Here is a 23,075-nt window from a genome sequence, read left to right as displayed (position 1 = left end):
CTAATTTGTTACAGCTGAGCCATGAACTGTTACATTAAGTTGACTATTGCTATCGGACTGCCCCGCTGAAACACTTTGAGCACCTTAGGGTGGCTTGCAATCCGACAAGAACTCCTCGAAATTAACAAATGATTTCCTAAAACAGATGTAACGCTTTCGATGCTTTCCTTGTCCTTCAGGAATAGCAACGGCTGAAAATCCAACGGAAGTGTTTTTCTTTCCAATAGATCTTCAGCGTTCCCCTACTTTGAGCACACCGGAGCGGAAATCAACATCGTGCGTTCATCGCGGATAGCTAAATAACAAAAATCAATATGAATTGAGTATCTTAAAATTGTTGCTTCCACTCGATAAGTGACAGATCTGCAAAGTCTGTTATCAATGATGCAATTCGATTGATAAGTGCTAACCTATTATTTCTTATTTGAATATCCTCAGCCATTACCATATTGTTGTCAAAGAAAGCATGAATTGGTGTGCTTAACTCGCTTAATATGGACAATGCTAACTGCGTATCTTTGTTCGCACTTGCCTCTATATATTCAGCTGCACTTTCTTCGTATTGGTTAAATAGTGCTCGTTCAGAATCAGTTTCGAATAAGCTAGGGTTAACATCCATTTCTTCGATTTTATTTGCTAAATTCAATAAACGAACCAATGCTTCCTGAATCGGTTTAAAGGCTTCTTCATTTCGTTTTGTTGAAAGTAATTTTGCTTTTTCCTCAGTATAGTAGAACACCCCTATTTCTTTATGAACTACAGCCTGGATAACATCCTGTTCAATATTCATTTCTTTTAATAAAAATGCTGCACGAAGTTGGAAAAATTCATGAAGGTCACGTGTTACTTCATCTTCCCCCGCTTGTTCAATCGTTAAAGTTTGATATAAGGTTTGGGTTATTCCCGAGATTTTTTCAAGCGGAATATTCCATTTTCTATCTGAAAGTATTCGTAATATCCCTGTTGCTTGACGTCGTAATCCATAAGGGTCTTGAGAGCCAGTTGGTTTAAGTCCAACCGAAATACAACCAACTATCGTATCAATCTTATCTGCAATACTGACTACTGCTCCAACTACGGTTTCAGGTAATTCACCATTTGCTTGTCTTGGTAAATAATGTTCACTAATTGCTTTTGCAACAGTTGGATCTTCACCAAAATATGTTGCATATTTTTCACCAATAACTCCTTGTAATTCTGTAAATTCATTAACCATATTGGTCATTAAATCAAACTTGGAAATTTCAGCAGCTCTTATCGCAAGTTTTTGTTCCCCTTCATCTAGTCCTAATAATTTTGTCAACTCTTTGGTTATGTGAACCACACGGTCAACTTTTTCACGAATCGTTCCTAATTTCACCTGGAAGACTACACGATTTAATTTTTCTAAGTAAAAATCAATTGATTGTTTCTTGTCCTCTTCAAAGAAGAACTTCGCATCAGCCAGTCGAGCTCGAAGTACTTTCTCATTCCCGCGTATGACAGTTTCAATCGATTGATTATCCCCGTTTCTAACGCCAATAAAATGAGGTAATAACTTTCCTTCTTTAGTTATAACCGGGAAATAACGTTGATGCTCTTTCATTGAAGTAATTAATACTTCTGAAGGTAACACTAAATATTCCTCTTCAAATGATCCAAGAAAAACAGTAGGATACTCCACTAAATTTCTCACTTCATTTAGGAGTTTTGAATCAACCGGAATCGTGAAGCCTTCCTTTGCTTCTAATTCATGGATACCTTCCAAAATTAACCGTTCTCGTTCGTCCGGGTCAGCAATGACATAATTCTCAAGTAATACCGATTGATATTGTTCGGGATTATCAAGGATAATCTCTTTACCTAAGAAACGATGCCCAAACGTTTTATTACTAGTATGAACACGAGCAATCTCGAATGGTATAACGTCACTTCCATATAATGCAACTAACCAACGAATGGGCCTTGCATATTTAAGTGTTTCAGTTCCCCAGCGCATATTTTTGCCAAACTGAATACTCTCGATAATATCTTTGAAAACTGGTAATAACTCGATTGTTGGCTTACCTTCAATATGCTTTTTGACAAAGATATAATTTACGCCTTTTATTTCCTTAAGGTAGATATCCTCTGGTGTTTTTCCTTGTCCTCTTGTAAACCCTATTGCTGCTTTCGTCCAATTTCCATCCGCATCTTTAGCAATACTCTCTGCTGGTCCCTTCGCTTCTTCTTCAATTGTTGTTTGAAGTTCAGCAACACCTTGAATTTGCACTGCTAATCGTCTCGGTGTAGAAAAGGAAGTAATCGATTCATAGGAAATCCGTAAATCAGTTAATGCTTTTGCAGCTTTATCAAGAAATTGTTTTTCTGCGTCATCGATAAATCGAGCAGGTAATTCTTCTAAACCAATTTCAATAATGACATTTTTAGCCATTTATTTCTCCTCCTTTGCTAACATAGGGAATCCGAGCCGTTCTCGCTCAGCAACATAGGCCTTGGCAATACTTCTTGCTAGATTTCTTATTCTTGAAATATAACCAGTCCGTTCTGTTACAGAGATAACGCCTTTTGCATCCAAAAGATTAAAAGTATGGGAACATTTTAATACATAATCATAGGCTGGAAAAACAAGCCCTTTCTCCATCGTCGTCTTCGCTTCCTCTTCGTACATTGAAAATAGCTGGAAGAGCATCTCCGTATTCGATTCAGTAAACGTATATTTAGAATGTTCAAACTCTGGCTGGAAGAAAATATCTCTCACTGTAACACCTTTCGTCCATTCGAGATCAAATACATTCTCTTTATCTTGTATATAAGAAGCCAGTCGCTCAACACCATATGTCAATTCTACAGTTACTGGGCTTGCTTCAAGACCGCCGATCTGTTGGAAATAGGTAAATTGGGTTACTTCCATTCCATCCAACCATACTTCCCATCCAAGTCCAGCTGCACCTAATGTTGGGTTTTCCCAGTTATCCTCAACAAATCGAATATCATGTTTTAATGGATCAATCCCTAGTTTCTCTAGTGACTCTAAATAAAGCTCTTGAATATTGTCTGGTGAAGGTTTCATAATTACCTGAAACTGATGATGCTGATACAAGCGATTTGGGTTTTCACCATAACGACCATCAGCTGGCCTTCTTGATGGCTCTACGTATGCGACATTCCATGGCTCTGGCCCTAAGCTACGGAGCAATGTCATTGGTGACATTGTTCCAGCACCCTTTTCCACATCATATGCTTGCACGAGAATACAATTTTGATCTGACCAGTGTTTTTGTAATGTTAAAATCATTTCCTGGATATTCATCCACATTAACCTCCAATTAGATTAAATATATTTTTTGGAACTCTAGCTGTCACTATACCTTTAACTGACAGCCTTAGTTGCACTAATTCAATAAGAAAGTAGTTAAGCTTTCCTATATACAAAAAAGAAAACCGTCCCTATGCCTATATAAATTTATATAGGCATAGGGACGGTTTTTACCGCGGTTCCACCCTAGTTGCTCAAAATTTGAGCCACTTTGTTTAACTTGCTCCAGAGCGCCATTCCCAAAAAAACTCTATTACCTAGCTTTCACTGTCCTAGGCTCGCTTTTATAGAAAATATTTTGGTACTCTTCTCCATCATAGCAATATAGATATTATTTATTAAATATGTACAAATCATACTGCATCCGTTTATTCCTGTCAATAAAAAGTGTAATTTACCTGAGCAAATCAAGTTGCTTTAAAAACTTCCTTGATTTTAAATAGTAGCCACCGTATTTATCATAATACGCATCAAGAATTTGACGTAATAACTTGAGATTGTCAGGCTTTATTGAGATATTTCCTACCCTTTCTAGGCCAACGTTCAAGAAAATATACAAAATCTTTGTTAACGATTCTGGTAGTGGAACAGCATTTTCATCAAGGTGAATACAGCGTCTACAAAGAAATCCACCTTCAGCGATAGAAAATGAAAAAGGCAGTTCTTTGCTTCCACAATTACTACATTGATTCACAATTGGGGCAAATCCACCTTTTTTGAATAACTTCAATTCGTACATCATTATTGGCACATCTGCTCCCTCATGCTCGACTAACCAGTTAAGCGTACCAAATAATTGTTCAAACAAATAGACATCGGGAACTTGCGAATCGAGTAACTTATCAGTTAACTCCATAATGTAGGCTGTATAGGCAGTCATAATAATATCTTCACGAATCGGACGAAATGACTCGATTATTTCTCCTTGTTGAATCGTACTCAAACCTTTGTTCACATAGACGAAAAACTGTGCATAGATAAATGGCTGTGTCACAGCAGCCATTCTACTCTTCGGTTTTTTTGCCCCTTTTGCAAGCGCAGTAAATTTTCCAAGTTTTTTACTATAAACAGTTATAATTTTATGTGACTCACCATAGTCCTGTGTTTTTAAAACAATTCCATCTATTTTTTCAAGCACATATTTTCACCTTTCTTCATCGCTAGAAAAGAACAAACGTTAAATGCGTGAAAGTTACATATTCGTGTCAATGGATGATATTTTATCATTTACATTTCCAAGTTCCGGTTGGTTTACTCCATTTTCTAATTCTTTTAATAATAAATAGGTTTCAATGTTTCCCGTTTCACTAAAAAGTTTCCATGTTAGCTCTTCCACAAGAAACCCCACCTTTCTATTTTATTAAAGCTGAAAATATTGCTTACAGTTAGGTTGACCTCACTTGTACAAATCATAAGTATAAAATATTACCATATCTTAATATTCATCGTTTTTAAATCCGAACTCATTAAGTTGACTTTGCTTGTTTCTCCAATCTTTTTTCACTTTAACCCATAGCTCCAAATATACTTTCGAACCAAGTAAAGCTTCGATATCTTTTCTGGCATTTTTACCGATATTCTTCAACATACTTCCTTGTTTTCCAATTAAAATTCCTTTTTGAGTACTTCGTTCAGTGATAATCATCGCTTGTATGAAAATCGTATTGTTATCTCTTTGTTCAAGGTTCTCCATCACAACAGCTATCGAATGAGGGACTTCTTCTCTCGTCAGCTCCAAAACTTTTTCTCTAATTAATTCCGTTATAATAAATCTCTCAGGATGATCAGTTACCTGATCACTTGGATAGTATTGTGGTCCTTCCGGGATATGATTTTTGACCACATCTAGTAAGTGGTCAACATTATTTCCCTCCAATGCGGAGATAGGAATAACCTCTTCAAAATTACCCTTGTTACTATATTGTTCGATTAATGGCAATATCTCATTTGGATGAATCAAGTCAATTTTATTTATTATTAGAAATACAGGGCTACTTACCGATTGTAATTTGTCCAAAATATACTGATCGCCCTTACCATATCCTTCTTTAGCATTAATCATAAAGATGATTGCATCTACTTCATTCAGCGTATTCTCTGCAATCCGCATCATAAAATCACCAAGACGGTGCTTAGGTTTATGAATTCCTGGTGTATCGATAAAAACGATTTGTGAGTCATCTGTTGTTAACACACCTTGAATTTTATTTCTAGTTGTTTGTGGTTTATCACTCATAATTGCGATTTTCTGACCGATTACTCGATTTAAGAAAGTCGATTTACCTACATTTGGTCTTCCGATAATAGCGATAAATCCTGATTTAAATGTATTAGTTTCCATGTTGTATCCTCCGAGACGAATTTCTTATATTTTATAATACTACAATTAGAACTTAGTTTCATCTTTCCGACAAAAGCTTTTATTATTTTCTTGATTTTATTAAGATAACACATTATCCGAGTAAAAACTCTTTTAAAATAAAAAACCCACAGGATTGTGGGTACAATACTTCGATTTTAATTGTTAACATTGAATAAAGTGCGAACTAGTTTAATGCGCTTAGGGTTCTCGGGGCGCTCCAGAAATACACTACGCTTTCCGCGGAGAGCTGGCGAGCCTTCTTGTGCTAGCGCACTTCTAAGTCTCGCCTAAGCTCTTCTTCCCGCAGGACAAGGAAAGCTTCGGCAGCGTTACATCGCACGAAGAAAATGGAACTTTATTTTCGAGGAGTCTTTGTGTATTTCTTTCGCTGAGAAATTGCAGAACCCTACAAAAAAAAGTAATTACTTGCTTACTAACGATCAACGTTGATTAAGGTTTAGAATGAAATATGTGAATAACAACTTCTCAACAGATTTCAAAATTATCATCACGTCGCACTTTATAACGACTATACATTGTCCTCAAACTAATAATGCAAATAGAACTAAGGAGATTGTGATTATAGTAGGTCGAGTATTTTTGGGATAAAAATAATACAGCCAATAATTATGGAAATAAGTGCTGCAATAAGCACCGATCCTGCAGCGGCATCTTTAATAACTTTTGCTGCGGGATGTATTTCTGGTCGCACATAGTCGATTATTGCTTCAATCGCACTATTTGTAATTTCTGCAACAAGGACGAGCCCTATTGTAAGCAAAATAATTGCCCACTCAAACAGACTGATTTGTAAAATAAAACTACAAATTACAACAAAACTTGTAGCAATTAAATGAAATCTAAAATTAGATTCGGTCTTAATTGTTTCAAGGATTCCATTCCAAGCATATGAAAAGCCAATCTTCTTCTGCTTATCTTTCAATGCCAAATTCACCTAATAATTCATCCTGGCGTTTAAACATCTTTTCTTCATCTTCTTTATTCATATGGTCATAACCGAGTAAATGAAGGAATCCATGTAGTGCGAGAAATGCTAACTCTCTTTCAAATGAATGATTATAATCTGCCGCTTGCTCCTTCGCCTTTTCAATTGAAATCACAATATCACCCAATGTTAATGGCAGTTCTTCGCCTATAATTTCGATTTCATCGTCTAGTGATTCTTGCATTGCAAAGGAAATAACATCTGTTGGCACATCTTTCTGGCGATAATTACGGTTTAGCTCTTTAATTTCTTTATTATCAACGAAGTTTATCGATATTTCCGCCTCACTTGAAATACCCTCCTGCTCTGCAGCAAAGTTAATTAAGCGGTGCAGTAAGTCAATATAGTCAGATGGTACTGACTTCGTTTTGTCAATAAAATCAATGTACATTTATTTTGCCTCCTTCAATGGATACTGAATACGAGAATGGAATATCCCTTTTAATGTTCCACAAATGGTTCGATTAATTATTTTCAATTCTTTTAATGTTAAAGGACTCTCATCCAATTGTCCATCTGTCATTCGATCATTAATAATTGCAGCAACTATTTCTTCGATTTTATCCTCTGTTGGTTCATTTAATGATCGAACTGCAGCCTCAACAGAGTCACAGATGCAAATTATTGCCGCCTCTTTCGTTTGTGGTTTAGGACCAGGGTAACGGAAGATACTCTCATCAATTTGCCCAACTTCTTCTCTTTCTTTTTCTTTTTCTTTTTCTTTATAATAAAAGAATTTTAATAAAGATGTTCCATGATGCTGTTCAGCAATATCAATAATCTCCTTTGGCAGCTTATATTTCTTTAATTGCTTCGCCCCATCATATGGATGACTTATAATGATTTTAGCACTTTCTTTCGGATCAATAAAATCATGTGGATTGCGATTTGACATTTGATTTTCAATAAAGTATTGTGGTCGAACCGTTTTACCAATATCATGGTAATATGCGCCAACCCTTGCTAATAATCCATTCGCTCCGACTGCTTCACACGCTGTCTCACTAATGTTTGCTACCATGACTGAATGATGATAGGTTCCCGGAGTTTCCGTCAAAAGCTTTTTAAGCAGGGGTTGATTTGGGTTGGATAATTGTAATAATTTTATATCGGTTAAAACTCCGAGTACCGTTTCGAAAAATGGGAGCAACCCGATAGTCAAAACGACAGATAAAAAAGCTGAAATAATTCCAAAACTGGTTTGAATTAATAAATCAATTAAATCATATTTTTCAAAGGTTAGAAATACAAATAGTAATATAGTAATAATGTTTACAACCATTACGCCAAATCCTGATTTTAATATGGATGTACGATCCTTTACATTTGTTAAGAACGTTAGTGCAGCAAGCTGGGAGAAGAAGAAATAGATTACCGCTTCGATGTTAAGTGATCCGGCTATTTCCCCATTGAAAATAATACCACTAATAATAGAAAAAAGGGCTGTAAATATGATAGCAACCCGTTCGTTAATTAATAATTTCAATAAGAACGCACCTGTTGCAATAGGAACTATATAAAATATTTGATTTTCCGAAGTTAAGAATAAACTTACTAGTTTTAATACTGAGATTATCAAGATACTGATACCAATAATAGAAATAAGCTTTCCTTTTTCTAGTTTGTTTTCCTTCATAAGTAAATATAACTCATAGCCAATCATGCTACAGATCAAAAAAATCAATAATGCAAGTCCGATTGCAGGAAAAAAATTACGCTGTCCGTCGAGTAAACCAACCAAATTTAGTTCTTCATAAATTTCATTTGTAATGGTTTGTCCTTCTTGAACGATAACTTCACCTGCTCTAATAACTACCGGATCCACATTACTTGCAGCTTCTTTTCTAGCTTCTTGAGTTTGTTCTACATCGAAAAAGGAATTTTCAACAACGGCAAATTTACTAAGCTCTGTTAAAGGCTGTTTGAGCTCCTCATTAAGCGTTGCATACTTGATACTCTGATTTATTTCTGAAATTGCTGATTGAATGTTCTCTGTACGAACACCATTATTTAACACCGTTTCTAAGTTTTCGACAAAAAGCTTTCGACCAGCCTCCCGATCATCTTGGGGGCTTATAATTAACTGTATAAGTGTTTCATTTTCTAATGATTCGGTTATTGGTTCTGATAATATTTGTTTAAGGCGATTAACCTTTTCTTGATTTGATAAGGGGACAAGTCTATCACCGTTTGTTTCCTTATCATCCTCATTTTCCTTTTCGCCCAGTTCTTCGGATTCTAATGTGGCAATTGCATCGAAAACTTCCTCGATATAATTTACTCTCTCTTGCGTTATTTCTGTTGAAATATTAAATCGATCCGGTACCGATTGGACCGTCTCTCTTGTTTTCCGTTCCGTTTCTTGTTCATTTTCAATCGTAATCGGTGAACGGATTGTTTCACCTGCAGTACTAAATCTTGCTATGTCATATGTATCTGTATGTACATTATTTAATGTTATGAAAAAGAAAAAGATCCCAAGGAAAGTTGCGGATATGCCAATGGAAATAACATGCTTTCTTTTTCTAATAATTTCTTTAAATTTATTATTCTTTCTTGCCTTCCTTTTCAACTCCACACCCCATTTACTTTCAGGTACTAGAAAACTTAGCTGTCTAAAAGCCTTTTTGCGATGGTCCTAGTTGCACTTATGCAGTGAGAAAGAATTTATACCTTCTTATCTGCAAAATAAAACCCCTAAATTTCGGGGCTTCTACAAAAGATCGACCTAATTACTAGTCTCATAAGCAGCAATGATTCGTTGCACTAATGGATGTCTTACAACGTCTGTTTGATCCAAATGGACAAATATAATCCCATCTACACGCTTTAATAATTGTTCAGCTACTTGTAAGCCAGATGTGACTCCTTTTGGCAAATCAATTTGAGTAATATCGCCTGTAATGACCATTTTTGAACCAAATCCTAGACGCGTTAGGAACATTTTCATTTGCGCTGGTGTAGTATTTTGAGCTTCATCTAAAATAACAAAAGCATCGTCCAATGTTCGCCCGCGCATATATGCAAGTGGTGCAATTTCGATAGTTTCTCTTTCGATTAATCGTAATGTATGCTCGGCGCCTAGAACATCATGAAGTGCGTCATATAAAGGTCTTAAATAAGGGTCTACTTTTTCCTTTAAATCACCAGGTAAGAAACCTAAGCTTTCACCAGCCTCTACAGCAGGTCTCGTTAAAATAATTTTTTTAATTTTTCCTTCTTTTAATGCTTTAACAGCCATTACGACAGCCAAGTATGTTTTTCCGGTTCCAGCAGGTCCAATTCCAAATACAAGGTCACTCGATTTTATCGAATTAATGTAGCCCTTCTGCCCTAATGTTTTAACACGAATCGGTTTTCCTTTAACATTTCTCGTAATCTCATCCTCGAAAAGGGTTTCAAACTGACTAATTTTACCCTTTACCGCCAGTTCAATTGCGTATACTACATCTCTTTCAGAAATGGTAAGTCCTCGCCTAATCACCGTTAATAATGCTTTGAAAATATCTTGAACATATGAAATTGCTTGCTTTTCTCCAGATACGCGTACCTGTTCTCCCCTTGAAATGATGGAGACATTTAATTGTGATTCTAGTAGTTTTAAATATTTATCATTTGTTCCAAATAAAGCTAACACCTCATTTGGATCACTTAGTTGTAAATCAATTTCGGTTAAGTTTTCTGACATAATCAATCTCCTTGGTTTAGAAGTTGTGCATCACCAATATTTTCCTCAACTGTTATATATAAGTGTAATTTAACTTTACCATGCTCGATGCTTTCATGCAAAATTTTCTCTGTCATTATTTTTGCTTCTGGGCCAAGCTCTAATTGTAAATCTGCTTTAGCTTGATCAATTCCAATTTGAATCGCTTCTTCCTTTGTTCTATCACGCCGATTATACGTTTTTTCACTTATTACATTTTCTACTACTTTGACTGGTGATTCCCATTTTAATAACCGCAATGTAGCTTCTCTCGTTTCTCGATGGACATCGGTGTAATCCGGGGATCCAAACCCCCATACCGGTAATTGGAAATCTCCTATTTTTAAGTAATATTTCGTTTCATTGTTTCCCGTTACTTGCTCGTCATAGTATTCAAGAGGCACTGTCACAGAAACCTCATACCATGTATTAGCAGTAATCAATCCATCCGCTGCTACTAACCCCTTTGTGCTGTCCTCAACTGTGTCTTCCCCAATTACACCAGATACAAGCAAGTCGCCCTTTTCTACATAATCATTTACTTTTACACGTGCTATGCCCTTTGATACGTATAGCTCCTTGATGACGCCATTCTTTTTAGCAACTAAATTTCTCGGTTCGCCTGCTGGAATTTCTTTTACAATAATCTTTTCAACGCCTTCAAGGTAAAAGGTTGTCCCTTTTTGATCGACACCAACCCATAGAAGCTCTGGAACATCTTTCACCAATTGTTGCTGAATTTCATTTGGGGATTGCAATGAGAATATCCAAGCACCTGGATGGACACCATATTGATTTAATTGTTTACTAATCTTTTCCTCAATATCTTTCGGAACCCCTGTAATTTTTACTTCCCAAATAATATTGGAAAGGAAAATAATTACAAATAAGGCCAATAAAAGCCCAATCATAAGTGGCCTTTTCCTCAAAAATCGTTTTAACAAAAATGGATAACCACTTTTCTGAACAAATGATACCTTATAACCAGTTCCTCTCCTTATTTTCTTTATGAGTTTAATATCTGCCAATTTAATTTTTCCTTCACACAAATCTGGTCCATGCTTTTTCATATCCCAAATCGTTATACCATGACGTGAACATTTTTGAAAAAACAGCTCTGGTTGATCACCTTTAATTAATATAGATACGTATCCTATTATAAATGATCCTTGGATTGGTTTCATTTTCTCCCCCACTTGTTATTGCTTATTAGCTGGTAAAAATCTAACATCTTTAATACTTCCTTCTAATAGTATTTCTTGAGGCAACATCATTTTTATTACAAATGACGTTCCAGTAATTTGAACGAACCCTTGTTTCATTTTTAATTTTAATTCTGTATCAGAATAAGTTACCAAACCTAGATGGTTCTCTATATAAACATGAATTTGTCCAATAATTGTAATGCGAGGTAATTCCAATATGACATCAGAAGGAAGTGCAAGATAATTTACCATTAACGTGCGAACGCGTTGTTGCCATTTACTCATAGATGCCTCACCCTCTCATATTCATATTTATGAATTAGGGGAAAAGATAAGAACTAAACTAGCAACTGGGAAAAAAATTAATTCATTGAAAGAGCTTATTTCTTATTGATAGCTATAATTTAAATAACCTTCGGACTAGGCGCAATGTTGATTTCCGCTGCGGACAGTCGCTTTCCGCGGGAGTCTCCTGTCCCTACGATCAACGGCGTATAGAGAGGTAATACTGTCGCATCATATTAAAAAATGCTAAAAATAACAACTGCACAATCCTAGCGGAAGAAATACACGGAGACTCCTGGGGGAAGCAGAGCCTAGGTGAGACAATGAAGTGCGATAGCGCGAGTTGGCTCACCAGCTCCCCGCGGAAAGCGTAGTGTATTTCTGGAGCGACTGGTCTAAGAGCCCTTAGCAGATTAAACAAGTCCGCACTTTGTATCAATTCCGCATCATAAACTATAGATTGGTAAATGGATTGGATGTTAGAATTCAGGAAATAAAAAAGCCATTTGCAGCTTCACCTGCTGCAAATGGCTTTCTAATATTTAAGATTTTTTTCTTTGCTCTACAACACTTCGATAAGGATTACGTGCTCTTGGTGAGCCTAATACTTCTGACATGATGATGCCATTCACTAATCCCTTTCGCGTTAAATTCTCGCGAAGCTGTTTCTTATAGTTAGCTTGTTCTTTTGATAACTCGCTTACCGACTGTGTAACTCGACTTTCTACAAGTGCATGATGGGATAAATCATTAATTGCTTTGTTTTGTCCCGAATTATATTTCCCTTTAAGCCTTTCAATCTGAGCTTTCTGTTGCTCTTCAATGGATATCGTTGACACCATTGGTTTTGAGGCTTGAGGAGTATTACTTCTAGCTTGCTTTGATCCTGCAGTGGGATTTGCTTCTTGTCTCTCATTACGCTGACTTCTAGACACTGGATTCGGAGCGGGTTTCGGTCGATTACTTTGCTGTTTCTTCTTCTCTGCATCCTCTGATTTCTTGCCAAAAAGTCCCATAATGGCCGATATAATGATAACTACAATAAAGAAATTATCGAATATTAAATCAAAAAAACCACCCATCAAACCCCTCCTTTATCCATTTTAGTCAATTTATTTTTTACCATTTTCATCATTGTTTTCTTTGGTTAATTTCCCAATTGTATCACGCATATCTGTATCAGCATTTATATTTTCGTAATTCAAGTAGTCCATAACACCCATTTTACCTGATCTCAATGCTTCTCCTAATGCAAGTGGTACATCAGCCTCTGCTTCAACAACTTTCGCACGCATCTCTTGTACACGAGCGAGCATTTCTTGTTCTTGAGCAACAGCCATTGCACGACGTTCTTCAGCTTTCGCTTGAGCGATATTTTTATCAGCCTCTGCTTGGTCTGTTTGTAAAATAGCTCCAATGTTTTTACCTACATCTACATCTGCAATATCAATCGATAAAATTTCAAATGCTGTTCCTGCATCTAATCCCTTCGCTAATACTGTATGTGAGATTGAATCTGGGTTTTCTAGTACCTTTTTATGTGTTGCAGAGCTACCAATTGTACTTACGACACCTTCGCCAACACGTGCGATAACTGTTTCTTCTCCAGCACCACCAACAAGTCGATCAAGATTAGCACGTACCGTAATTCTAGCTAATGCTTTAACTTCAATTCCATCCATTGCAATACCAGCAATAAATGGTGTTTCGATTACCTTTGGGTTAACACTCATTTGTACAGCTTCAAGTACATCACGGCCTGCTAAATCAATTGCCGCGCCACGTTCAAAAGGCAATGTAATATTTGCTCGGTGTGCAGCGATTAATGCATTTACAACCCTATCCACATTACCACCGGCTAAATAATGACTTTCCAATTGATTCGTTGTCACATTTAATCCAGCTTTATGTGCTTTAATTAGTGGGTTAATTACTCTACTAGGGACAACTCGACGTAATCGCATTCCAATTAGAGTGAAAATACTTACCTTAACCCCTGCTGCTAATGCACTAATCCATAGTGCAACTGGTACGAATGTAAATAATATCGCCAGTGCAATAATAATAACCGCAATAATAATTAACGGCATAATAGTTGTTAATTCCATCCAAATTCCTCCTATAAATAAAATCTATTTTTAAATAACTTCTCTTACAACAACTCGATTTCCTTCCACTTTTATAACTTTTATTGGCTTATCCTTCTCAATAAGCCCTCCTTCAGTAACTATATCAACCCGTTCACCATTAAACAAGCCAATTCCTGAAGGACGCAACGGCGTGACAGCTACACCTACTAAACCAATTAATTCTAAGCGACTTACAGACGATACATAGCCAAGTTCTGTCGAAGTTTGATCTCGCAAAATAACATGTCTGAAAACACCTTTATCCAGACCGATTTTTCTAAACAAGATAACACCAGCTATGATAGCTACAATAAAGGCAATCGCAACACTCATCACCATATGACTGATACTATACCCTGATAAGAACAAGGATCCTAATATCGCTGCAATCCCCAGGAACCCAACGATTCCACCAGGAATAAAAAACTCTAGAATAACCAATATAATACCGAGAACTAGTAGAATAATTGCTTCCATTCCAGCTAGCCCAGCGATTATATGTCCATAGAAGAATAATAATAGTGCGATAATTCCCATCGTTCCTGGAACGCCAAACCCTGGAGAATATAATTCAACAATGAGTCCAAGGCTTGCAATAGAGAGTAGAATTGGTATGACTATCGGATTCGTGATGAATCTTGCAACCTCTTCAGCAAATGTGGGCTCAGTCTCTACAACTGTTGCTGAAGATAAACCTAATTCATTTAATAGCTCCACTCGGTCATCTACGATTCCATCCGCATAGCCTACTTCCATTGCCTGACTAGGCCCCAACGTTAGAAACTTTCCACTTGGTGCATCATATTCCGGAAGATCGACACTTGAATCTGCCATAGCTGCAGCATATAGTGGATCTCTACCTTTCGATTCTGCTGCACTTCGCATCGCTGCCAACCAAGCGGACTGTGCTTTTTTATCTGCAGCATTGCCATCACTAGTTATCACACCACTAGCCCCCATCGTTGCATTTGGCTTAAAGTATATATAATCCATATGTAATGCTATGTATGAACCTGCTGATAATGCCTCATGTACAATGAAGGACGTTGTCGGAATCTTAATATCTTGCAGCAGTTCTCCAATTTGTCCAGCAGAATCTACTCTTCCCCCAGGGGTATCAATTTCAAATATGATATGATCCGCCCCGGATTCTAGTGCTTCTGCTACTGTCCGTTTTAAAAAACCTTCTAATCCCCTTTCAACTTCTCTTTCTATCGGGATTACATAAACGGTTTTTCCACTTCCACTTTCATCTGCCGCTAAACTTGAGTTTGGATAAGTGTGAAATACCATGAAAATAATCGCAATTAAAAGGATAGGCATTGTAATTTTTTTAGCCGGCATTAATTCTCACCCCCTTTTCGCCTCTGTTAACTACTACGATTAAGATATGTAATAGGTTTCATATTAATCTTCTTAGGCGCATGAAAGTGACAGATTTTCTAACAGTACTATTTAGATAGTATCATAATCGCTTAGTCAGCGAAATAGATAATAAAGTATTTCGTACGGCCGTCGTTTAGATAACAATATCTTTTTGAAAGATTCATCAAGATAGCTTGCTGGAATTTGATATAAACGAATCATTATTCATCAAATACGTAACTTTTAAAAAGGAGCTTCGTTTTGAATCGTATATTGCTATTAAGGATGGTCGATATATAATTCAATCACTTTGGAAGCATGCAAATAAATGAAAAAGTCCTTATCGCTAACAATAAGGACTTTTTCATAACGTTAATTTAATTGTTGTAATACAAGTTCATTTATTTGAGAGCCATCTGCCTTACCTTTTACTTTCGGCATTACTGCGCTCATCACTTTACCCATATCCTTCTTGGATGTAGCATTAACTTCCTGAATCGCTTGCTGAACAATTACTAATAACTCTTCCTTAGTAAGTTGTTCTGGCATATATGCTTGCACAATAGTAAGTTCATTTTCAACTTTGTTAACAAGATCTTCGCGTCCAGCAGATTTAAATTCATGGAGGGAATCTTTTCGTTGTTTAACCTCACGTGACAAAATTGTTAATTCTTCATCTTCTGAAAGTGTCGCTTTGCCTAGATTAATTAATTCATTTTGTATGGAAGCTTTGACCATACGAATAACGCTGAGGGTCTCTTTGTCTTTATTTTTCATTGCTTGCTTCATATCTTGATTTAAACGATCAAGTAATGACATTAAAATGCACCCTCTTTAGAATTTACGTTTTCTAGCAGCTTCAGACTTCTTCTTACGTCTAACGCTAGGTTTTTCATAGTGTTCACGCTTACGATATTCCTGTAGTGTACCGCTTTTTGACACACTACGTTTAAAGCGACGAAGAGCATCCTCAAGAGACTCGTTTTTACGAACGCGAGTTGTATTTGACATGCTAATTTCCCTCCCTCCGAAGCATAAAACAAGATTATACAGACATATGCATTCTTTTATCATATGCCTGTTTAAAGTATAATATATTCCTACTTCTAGGTCAACAGATTATTTTCGTTGAATAGCATAGATTTTAATGATGTTTAATAATCTGATGTAGATCCACTGCCATTTACAATTGCAATACCAGCGCTAGCGCCAATTCTTGTTGCTCCAGCATCAATCATAGCCTTTGTTGATTCATAATCACGTACACCACCTGATGCCTTCACACCCATTTCAGGTCCAACTGTTTTACGCATTAACTTAACATCTTCTACCGTAGCACCACCACCAGAAAAACCAGTAGATGTTTTCACGAAATCTGCACCAGCTGATTTTGCTAGTTCACAGGCCTGAACCTTTTCATCATCCGTTAAAAGAGAGGTTTCAATAATAACTTTTACTAGGGCTTTATCCTTAGCAGCATTTACTACACCAGCAATATCCGCTTTAACTACATCATAATTTGCTGATTTTAATTCACCGACATTAACTACCATATCAATCTCATCAGCACCGTCTTTAATTGCTTGCTCTGTTTCAAATACCTTTGTATTCGTTGATGATGCGCCTAATGGGAAGCCAATAACTGTACATACTTTTACAGATGAATCACGTAAATGTTCGTGACAATAAGGCACCCAGTATGGATTCACACAAACAGAAGCAAATTCAAATTCTTTTGCCTCATCAATAATTTGTTTTATTTGTTCTTTTGTTGTTTCAGGTTTTAATTGCGTATGGTCAATATACTTCGCTAGTTCTTTACTCACTTTTTCCATTCCAATCTATTTAAAATTTAATATTATTCATTTCCACCATTTAATTCTTCAAAATGATAAGATAAACTCGCCAATGCATATAAAGATGCGGTTTCTGTTCTCAGTATTCTCGGTCCAAGCCTTACAGAATAAAAACCATTTTCTCTCAATACTCTCGCTTCCTGTTCAGAAAAACCACCTTCAGGGCCAATACAAACGAGAACACTTTGATTAGCAACCATTTGACTCACTATGTCAGCAAATGATTGATGACCCACTACCTTCGCTTCCTCTTCATAAGCAAACATTTTCACATCATAATTTACTGATTCGTTAATGAGCTCAGTTACAGTTAGAGGTAATGCAATTTCTGGGATTTTATTCCGATGACTTTGCTCACTTGCTTCTTTGACAATTTTTTTAAAGCGCGCCATCTTCTTCTCTATTTTCTTCCCATCCCAAACGACGATGGAACGATCCATTTTCAATGGGATAAACGCATTTGCCCCAAGTTCGGTTCCCTTTTGTAACACAAGATCGAATTTATCGCCCTTTGGTAGCCCCTGTGCAATTGTTACTGCAATTGGGAGCTCTACTGTCTCTTTCTTCCATTCAATCACCGTAGCATGGACACTATCCTGATTTAACGATGTAATTTTGCAAACAGCAGCATTGCCATCTTGATGGTTACAGATTATCTGATCGCCAACTTGGCTACGCATCACACGAATAATGTGATGTGCATCATCACCTTTAATATTTACTTCATTACCTTCCCAATCTGTCTGTGGGATAAAGTATCGTTGCATCATTTGCACCTACTTTTAATCAATTCGATCGATACTATCTGACTTTTTTTGCAATTATTGAAATCCAATCTTCCATTTCATTCATTGCAATTACCTCGAAGCCAGACTCTTTTAATCGATCATGCACGAGTTGTTTTTTCCCTTGAATGATACCAGAAGTGATAAATAATCCACCATCCACAAGATTGTTCCAAGCATCATCAACAAACCGGACAATAATTTCCGCTAAAATATTCGAAACGATAATATTTGCTTTTTCATCAACCTGCTCCAATAAATTATTTTGTTTCGCATTGATTTTATTGTCTACCTTGTTAATTTTTGCATTTGTTTTTGTGCTTTTTACAGCTACTTCATCTAGGTCGAATGCATGTACACTACCTGCTCCAAGAAGAACAGATGCAATACTCAATATACCAGAACCACTTCCAACATCAATTACTGTGTCGCCTTCATTTAAATACGCTTCAAGTGCTTGAATACTTAATACAGTAGTAGGATGTGTCCCTGTACCAAAAGCCATTCCAGGATCCAATTCAATAATGATTTCATCACTGTCTACTGGAGTATACTCTTCCCATGTTGGCGTAATTGTAATCTTCTCGGAAATCTTAACGGGCTTATAATATTTTTTCCAAGCAGTTGCCCATTCTTCTTCATGTACTTCACTTAATGTCACATGGTTCTGGCCAAGATCGATATCGTAAACCAATAAATTATTTATTGCTTGCTTTATTTCTTCAACCGTTTCTCCTAAGAAGCTGTTCATTGGTAAATATGCTTTAATTCGTACCCCTTCATCGGGAAAATCATTTGGATCTAACTCGTACATTTCCCCGAATGGAGTTTCTTCAGTATTCACTAATTCCAATGGTTCTTCTATCACAAGACCACTTGCACCTGTTTCATGCAAAATATTAGATATTGGCTCAATTGCTTCATTTGTAGTAAGGATACAAATTTCTGACCACTTCAAGTTATTTCCTCCTTTCATAACGATGAGATTTTATATGTAGACGACGTTGCGATTGCAACGATCGTTAATCATTATTCTTAAAAGCATTTTTAAACTTTTGGAAAAAAGAACCATCCTGCTCGTCAATCGATTCATTTCCACCAATTTCATTAAATTCACGCAGCAATGATTTTTGCTTATCCGTTAAATTAGTAGGTGTCATTACTCTTACTTTAACATACTGATCCCCTTGACCACGTCCACGTACATTTGGCGCACCTTTTCCTCTTAAACGGAAGGTTTTCCCTGTTTGTGTACCCGCAGGCACTTTAAGCTTCACTTTTCCATGGACAGTTGGCACTTCCATTTCATCTCCAAGCGCTGCTTGTGCAAAGGTTACTGGTAATTCACAATATATATTATCCCCTTCACGCTCATAAAATTCATGGGACCTAATCTGGATAACAACAAATAAGTCACCAGCTGGTCCACCGTTTAAGCCAGCTTCCCCTTTACCTGCTACACGAATTTGTTGACCTTCATCTATACCTGCTGGAATATTGATATTGATTTTTTTATTCTTTTTCACTCTTCCACTACCACCACAAGTATTACATTTTTCAGGTATTATCTTACCTGTTCCTTGACAATGGTGACATACTCTTCGGTTTACTACCTTTCCAAAAGGTGTATTCTGTTCCTGATTCAATTGACCAGAACCATTACAATGTGAACATGTTTTTGGTTTTGTACCAGGCTTTGCACCTGAACCATTACATGTATCACAGTTTTCTTCTTTAGGTATATTAATATCAACTTGTTTACCAAAAATGGCTTCTTCAAAATCTAAAACCATTGTATATTGCAGATCTGCACCTTGGCTTGGGGCATTTGGATCGCGTCTTCTGCCACCTCCACCGCCAAAGAACATATCGAAAATATCTCCAAAACCACCGAAGTCTTGGGAACCACCAAAGCCACCAAAGCCTTGACCACTAGCACCTGCATGACCAAATTGATCGTATTGTGATCGTTTAGAATCATCGCTAAGCACTTCGTAAGCTTCTTTTACTTCGATAAATTTTTCCTCAGCACCAGCTTCTTTGTTTACATCTGGATGGTATTTTCTTGCTAACTTACGGTATGCTTTTTTTATTTCTTCTGGTGTTGCATTTTTTTCTAATCCAAGCACTTCATAATAATCTCGTTTACTCAACTTTCATCACACTCCCGATACTCGATTGCATAAGTTTAATAATAGCATCTTTTATTCTTTTAAAGCAACTGACCAAATTCTCGACTAAAAAGCATAAGCGCCCGTTTAGAGACGTACGGACTGCGCCCCACGGACGTGGGGTGGTTCAGTGTTGCGACAAATGTTTTCGATGGGACGAGTAACCGCAGTCCCAGGACGTCTCGTTTTTAACTGAACTTTCGTCAATGAGAATTTAAGTAGGTAATTTTTATAATTTCTAAACTACCGAGTAAAAAAGTCAAAGCCAAGAGAATCCTGACTTTGACTCATTTATGTTCATCAATATAGAATGTTATTTATTCTCTTTGTCATCATCCACTTCTTGATAGTCTGCATCAACAACATCATCTGCTTGTGAACCTGCTCCATTCCCGGCACCATCAGCATTTTGCTGTGCTTGTTGGGCTTGTTGCTCATAAAGTTTTACTGACAATTGTTGTACTTGTTCTTCAAGAGCGTCTTTTTTCGCTTTGATTTCTTCAACATCACTAGATTCTAATGCCGTTTTTAATTCCGTTTTCGCTGCTTCAGCTTTTTGTTTATCATCTTCTGAAACTTTATCGCCTAAATCTTTAATCGTTTTATCTGTAGTAAAGATTAGTTGATCTGCTTCATTACGAAGATCAATTTCTTCACGACGTTTCTTATCCTCTTCAGCATTTTCCTCAGCTTCTTTAATCATCTTTTCTACTTCTTCGTCTGATAAGCCTGAAGATGATTTAATTGTAATGGATTGTTCTTTATTCGTACCTAAATCTTTCGCACGAACATTAACAATACCATTCGCATCAATATCGAAAGTAACTTCAACTTGAGGAACCCCTCTTGGTGCTGGTGGAATATCCGTTAACTGGAAACGACCTAATGTTTTATTATCTGAAGCCATTTCACGTTCCCCTTGAAGGACATGAATATCAACAGCTGTTTGGTTATCCGCAGCAGTTGAGAACACTTGTGAATGACTTGTTGGGATTGTTGTATTACGTTCAATTAACTTAGTAAATACAGAACCCATTGTTTCAATACCTAATGAAAGTGGTGTAACGTCTAATAATAATACGTCTTTAACGTCACCTTGAAGGACACCACCTTGGATTGCGGCACCTAATGCAACTACCTCATCCGGGTTAACACCTTTCGAAGGCTCTTGCCCAAGTTCACGTTTAATTGCTTCTTGTACAGCTGGAATACGTGTTGAACCACCAACTAGAAGAACTTTATTAATTTCACTTGCAGAAAGTCCAGCATCTGATAATGCTTTACGAGTTGGAATCATTGTTCTTTCAACTAATTCACCGGATAATTCTTCAAATTTCGCGCGAGTTAGTGTTAACTCTAAATGTAATGGACCAGCTTCACCAGCAGTAATAAATGGCAATGAAATTTGTGTTTGAGAAACACCTGATAAATCTTTTTTCGCTTTCTCAGCAGCGTCTTTCAAACGTTGTGTAGCCATTTTATCTTTAGAAAGGTCGATTCCATTTTCTTTCTTAAATTCCTGTACCATGTAGTCTATGATTACTTGGTCAAAGTCGTCTCCGCCTAGGCGATTATCTCCTGCAGTTGCAACAACTTCGAACGTGCCATCACCTATATCTAAGATAGATACGTCAAACGTACCACCGCCAAGGTCATATACAAGTATTGTTTGATCTTGATCCGCTTTATCAATACCATATGCTAAAGCAGCAGCAGTTGGCTCGTTAATAATACGTTCTACCTCAAGACCAGCAATTTTACCAGCATCTTTTGTTGCTTGACGTTCTGCATCATTGAAATATGCTGGAACTGTAATTACTGCTTTGTCAACTTTTTCACCGATGTAATCTTCTGCATATGATTTAATATGTTGTAAAATGATTGCTGATACTTCTTGTGGTGTATATTCTTTATCTTCAATTTTAACCTTATAATCTGTTCCCATATGACGTTTAACAGATTGGATTGTATTAGGGTTTGTAATTGCTTGGCGTTTCGCAACTTCCCCTACTTGTCTTTCACCGTTTTTAAAAGCTACAACGGAAGGAGTAGTACGACTACCTTCTGGAGTAGGAATAACAACTGCCTCTCCACCTTCAATTACAGATACACATGAATTTGTTGTGCCTAAGTCAATACCAATAATTTTACTCATAATCTTATTTCCTCCTTGACTACTGTTTCATTATTTATTTACTTTTACCATTGCAGGTCGAATCACTCGGTCCTTTAACATATACCCTTTTTGTAATTCTTCTACAACTGTATTTGATGCAATTGATTCATCTTCAACTTGCATTACTGCATGATGTAAATTTGGATCGAATTCTTTACCTTCAGTCTCAATTGGCTCTACACCCTGTGACTTCAAAGCATCTTGGAATTGTCGATATACCATCGATATCCCTTCGATCAAATTAGAGGTTTCTGGTGTTGATTCTACTTGTAATGCCCGCTCAAAATTATCTAGTGCTGGCAACAAGTCCACAACGACATCCTGAGATTTATATTTACGGTCCGCATCTTTCTCTTTTTGCGAACGTTTCTTAAAATTATCAAATTCTGCTTGTAATCTTAATAAACGGCTATAGACCTCATCTTTCTCTTTTTGTAAGGTCTCAACTTTCTTTAGAGCTGAATCCTGAGTCTCTGTTTCTTCTTGTCCATCATCGTCTGAGTCAATTATCTCTTGCTCTACTTCTTCTTGTGCGATTGTCTCATCTTGCACTCTTTCTTTGTTATCTTCCAAATTTGCCACCTCCAAAATCATTAGAAAACCAAGGTTTAACCAAGCCTTTCTGTGACGACCTTAGTTGCTCTTATGTAGTAAGAAATACTATATACTTTCTTAACTACCAAAGTAAAACTATAACATGAATAATAATCGAAATAAACTCCACCGCAAAG

General features: G+C 36.7%; 22 protein-coding genes and 1 other annotated feature. All 22 genes read right to left on the bottom strand.

Annotated features, from left to right (window positions below; translation table 11 throughout):
- Positions 1 to 328: 328 nt before the first annotated feature.
- The 22 genes from glyS to grpE all read right to left on the bottom strand — a co-directional run bounded on the left by glyS (position 329) and on the right by grpE (position 22,938).
- Entirely contained in the window at positions 329 to 2,413 is a 2,085-nt protein-coding gene (gene glyS / locus CWR45_RS02575; RefSeq protein ID WP_115748230.1) for a glycine--tRNA ligase subunit beta, read from the bottom strand.
- Positions 2,414 to 3,292 (bottom strand): glycine--tRNA ligase subunit alpha, encoded by an 879-nt coding sequence (glyQ, locus tag CWR45_RS02570; protein ID WP_115748229.1) that lies wholly within the window; start codon positions 3,290 to 3,292, stop codon positions 2,414 to 2,416.
- Between the two features lie 162 nt (positions 3,293 to 3,454).
- Positions 3,455 to 3,625, bottom strand: a binding site (T-box leader).
- Positions 3,626 to 3,692: 67 nt separating this feature from the next.
- The gene (gene recO, locus CWR45_RS02565) at positions 3,693 to 4,436 is read right to left on the bottom strand and encodes a DNA repair protein RecO (protein WP_115748228.1); all 744 of its coding nucleotides are present in this window, start codon (positions 4,434 to 4,436) and stop codon (positions 3,693 to 3,695) included.
- Positions 4,437 to 4,490: 54 nt separating this feature from the next.
- A complete protein-coding gene (locus CWR45_RS02560) occupies positions 4,491 to 4,634 on the bottom strand; it encodes a YqzL family protein (protein WP_115748227.1) in 144 nt (47 codons plus the stop codon).
- Between the two features lie 99 nt (positions 4,635 to 4,733).
- Positions 4,734 to 5,639 (bottom strand): GTPase Era, encoded by a 906-nt coding sequence (era, locus tag CWR45_RS02555; RefSeq protein ID WP_115748226.1) that lies wholly within the window; start codon positions 5,637 to 5,639, stop codon positions 4,734 to 4,736.
- A 601-nt stretch (positions 5,640 to 6,240) separates the two neighbouring features.
- Positions 6,241 to 6,603, bottom strand: a complete 363-nt coding sequence (locus tag CWR45_RS02550) for a diacylglycerol kinase family protein (RefSeq protein ID WP_170138771.1) — start codon at positions 6,601 to 6,603, stop codon at positions 6,241 to 6,243.
- Complete coding sequence (gene ybeY, locus CWR45_RS02545) at positions 6,593 to 7,057, bottom strand: rRNA maturation RNase YbeY (RefSeq protein WP_115748224.1); 465 nt, start codon at positions 7,055 to 7,057, stop codon at positions 6,593 to 6,595. The genes CWR45_RS02550 and ybeY overlap by 11 nt, the downstream gene beginning before the upstream one ends.
- Positions 7,058 to 9,238 (bottom strand): HD family phosphohydrolase, encoded by a 2,181-nt coding sequence (locus tag CWR45_RS02540; protein ID WP_245975318.1) that lies wholly within the window; start codon positions 9,236 to 9,238, stop codon positions 7,058 to 7,060. It lies immediately after the preceding gene.
- Between the two features lie 156 nt (positions 9,239 to 9,394).
- Positions 9,395 to 10,354 (bottom strand): PhoH family protein, encoded by a 960-nt coding sequence (locus CWR45_RS02535; protein WP_115748223.1) that lies wholly within the window; start codon positions 10,352 to 10,354, stop codon positions 9,395 to 9,397.
- Between the two features lie 2 nt (positions 10,355 to 10,356).
- Positions 10,357 to 11,556 carry a sporulation protein YqfD gene (gene yqfD, locus CWR45_RS02530; RefSeq protein WP_115748222.1) on the bottom strand — a complete coding sequence of 400 codons (1,200 nt, stop codon included), beginning with the start codon at positions 11,554 to 11,556 and terminating at the stop codon, positions 10,357 to 10,359.
- A 15-nt stretch (positions 11,557 to 11,571) separates the two neighbouring features.
- A complete protein-coding gene (gene yqfC, locus CWR45_RS02525) occupies positions 11,572 to 11,862 on the bottom strand; it encodes a sporulation protein YqfC (RefSeq protein ID WP_115748221.1) in 291 nt (96 codons plus the stop codon).
- Positions 11,863 to 12,404: 542 nt separating this feature from the next.
- Positions 12,405 to 12,944 carry a hypothetical protein gene (locus CWR45_RS02520; RefSeq protein WP_115748220.1) on the bottom strand — a complete coding sequence of 180 codons (540 nt, stop codon included), beginning with the start codon at positions 12,942 to 12,944 and terminating at the stop codon, positions 12,405 to 12,407.
- A gap of 30 nt (positions 12,945 to 12,974) precedes the next feature.
- The gene (gene floA / locus CWR45_RS02515; protein ID WP_115748219.1) at positions 12,975 to 13,970 is read right to left on the bottom strand and encodes a flotillin-like protein FloA; all 996 of its coding nucleotides are present in this window, start codon (positions 13,968 to 13,970) and stop codon (positions 12,975 to 12,977) included.
- A 30-nt stretch (positions 13,971 to 14,000) separates the two neighbouring features.
- Positions 14,001 to 15,335, bottom strand: coding sequence for an NfeD family protein (locus CWR45_RS02510; protein ID WP_115748218.1), 1,335 nt, complete (start codon positions 15,333 to 15,335; stop codon positions 14,001 to 14,003).
- Between the two features lie 393 nt (positions 15,336 to 15,728).
- Positions 15,729 to 16,175, bottom strand: a complete 447-nt coding sequence (locus CWR45_RS02505; RefSeq protein WP_115748217.1) for a GatB/YqeY domain-containing protein — start codon at positions 16,173 to 16,175, stop codon at positions 15,729 to 15,731.
- A 15-nt stretch (positions 16,176 to 16,190) separates the two neighbouring features.
- The gene (gene rpsU / locus CWR45_RS02500) at positions 16,191 to 16,367 is read right to left on the bottom strand and encodes a 30S ribosomal protein S21 (RefSeq protein ID WP_019377991.1); all 177 of its coding nucleotides are present in this window, start codon (positions 16,365 to 16,367) and stop codon (positions 16,191 to 16,193) included.
- A gap of 143 nt (positions 16,368 to 16,510) precedes the next feature.
- Positions 16,511 to 17,191, bottom strand: a complete 681-nt coding sequence (gene deoC, locus CWR45_RS02495) for a deoxyribose-phosphate aldolase (protein ID WP_115748216.1) — start codon at positions 17,189 to 17,191, stop codon at positions 16,511 to 16,513.
- Between the two features lie 23 nt (positions 17,192 to 17,214).
- Positions 17,215 to 17,979 carry a 16S rRNA (uracil(1498)-N(3))-methyltransferase gene (locus tag CWR45_RS02490; RefSeq protein WP_115748215.1) on the bottom strand — a complete coding sequence of 255 codons (765 nt, stop codon included), beginning with the start codon at positions 17,977 to 17,979 and terminating at the stop codon, positions 17,215 to 17,217.
- Between the two features lie 34 nt (positions 17,980 to 18,013).
- Positions 18,014 to 18,955 carry a 50S ribosomal protein L11 methyltransferase gene (gene prmA / locus CWR45_RS02485; protein ID WP_115748214.1) on the bottom strand — a complete coding sequence of 314 codons (942 nt, stop codon included), beginning with the start codon at positions 18,953 to 18,955 and terminating at the stop codon, positions 18,014 to 18,016.
- A gap of 64 nt (positions 18,956 to 19,019) precedes the next feature.
- Positions 19,020 to 20,150 (bottom strand): molecular chaperone DnaJ, encoded by a 1,131-nt coding sequence (gene dnaJ, locus CWR45_RS02480; protein ID WP_115748213.1) that lies wholly within the window; start codon positions 20,148 to 20,150, stop codon positions 19,020 to 19,022.
- 331 nt (positions 20,151 to 20,481) lie between these two features.
- Entirely contained in the window at positions 20,482 to 22,323 is a 1,842-nt protein-coding gene (gene dnaK / locus CWR45_RS02475) for a molecular chaperone DnaK (RefSeq protein ID WP_115748212.1), read from the bottom strand.
- Positions 22,324 to 22,353: 30 nt separating this feature from the next.
- On the bottom strand, positions 22,354 to 22,938 hold the full coding sequence (gene grpE, locus CWR45_RS02470; RefSeq protein WP_115748211.1) for a nucleotide exchange factor GrpE: 585 nt from the start codon (positions 22,936 to 22,938) through the stop codon (positions 22,354 to 22,356).
- Positions 22,939 to 23,075 lie beyond the last annotated feature (137 nt).

The organism is Oceanobacillus chungangensis (assembly GCF_003369565.1).
Classification (GTDB): domain Bacteria; phylum Bacillota; class Bacilli; order Bacillales; family Amphibacillaceae; genus Oceanobacillus; species Oceanobacillus chungangensis.
This window is presented reverse-complemented; position numbering and strand designations above follow the sequence as displayed.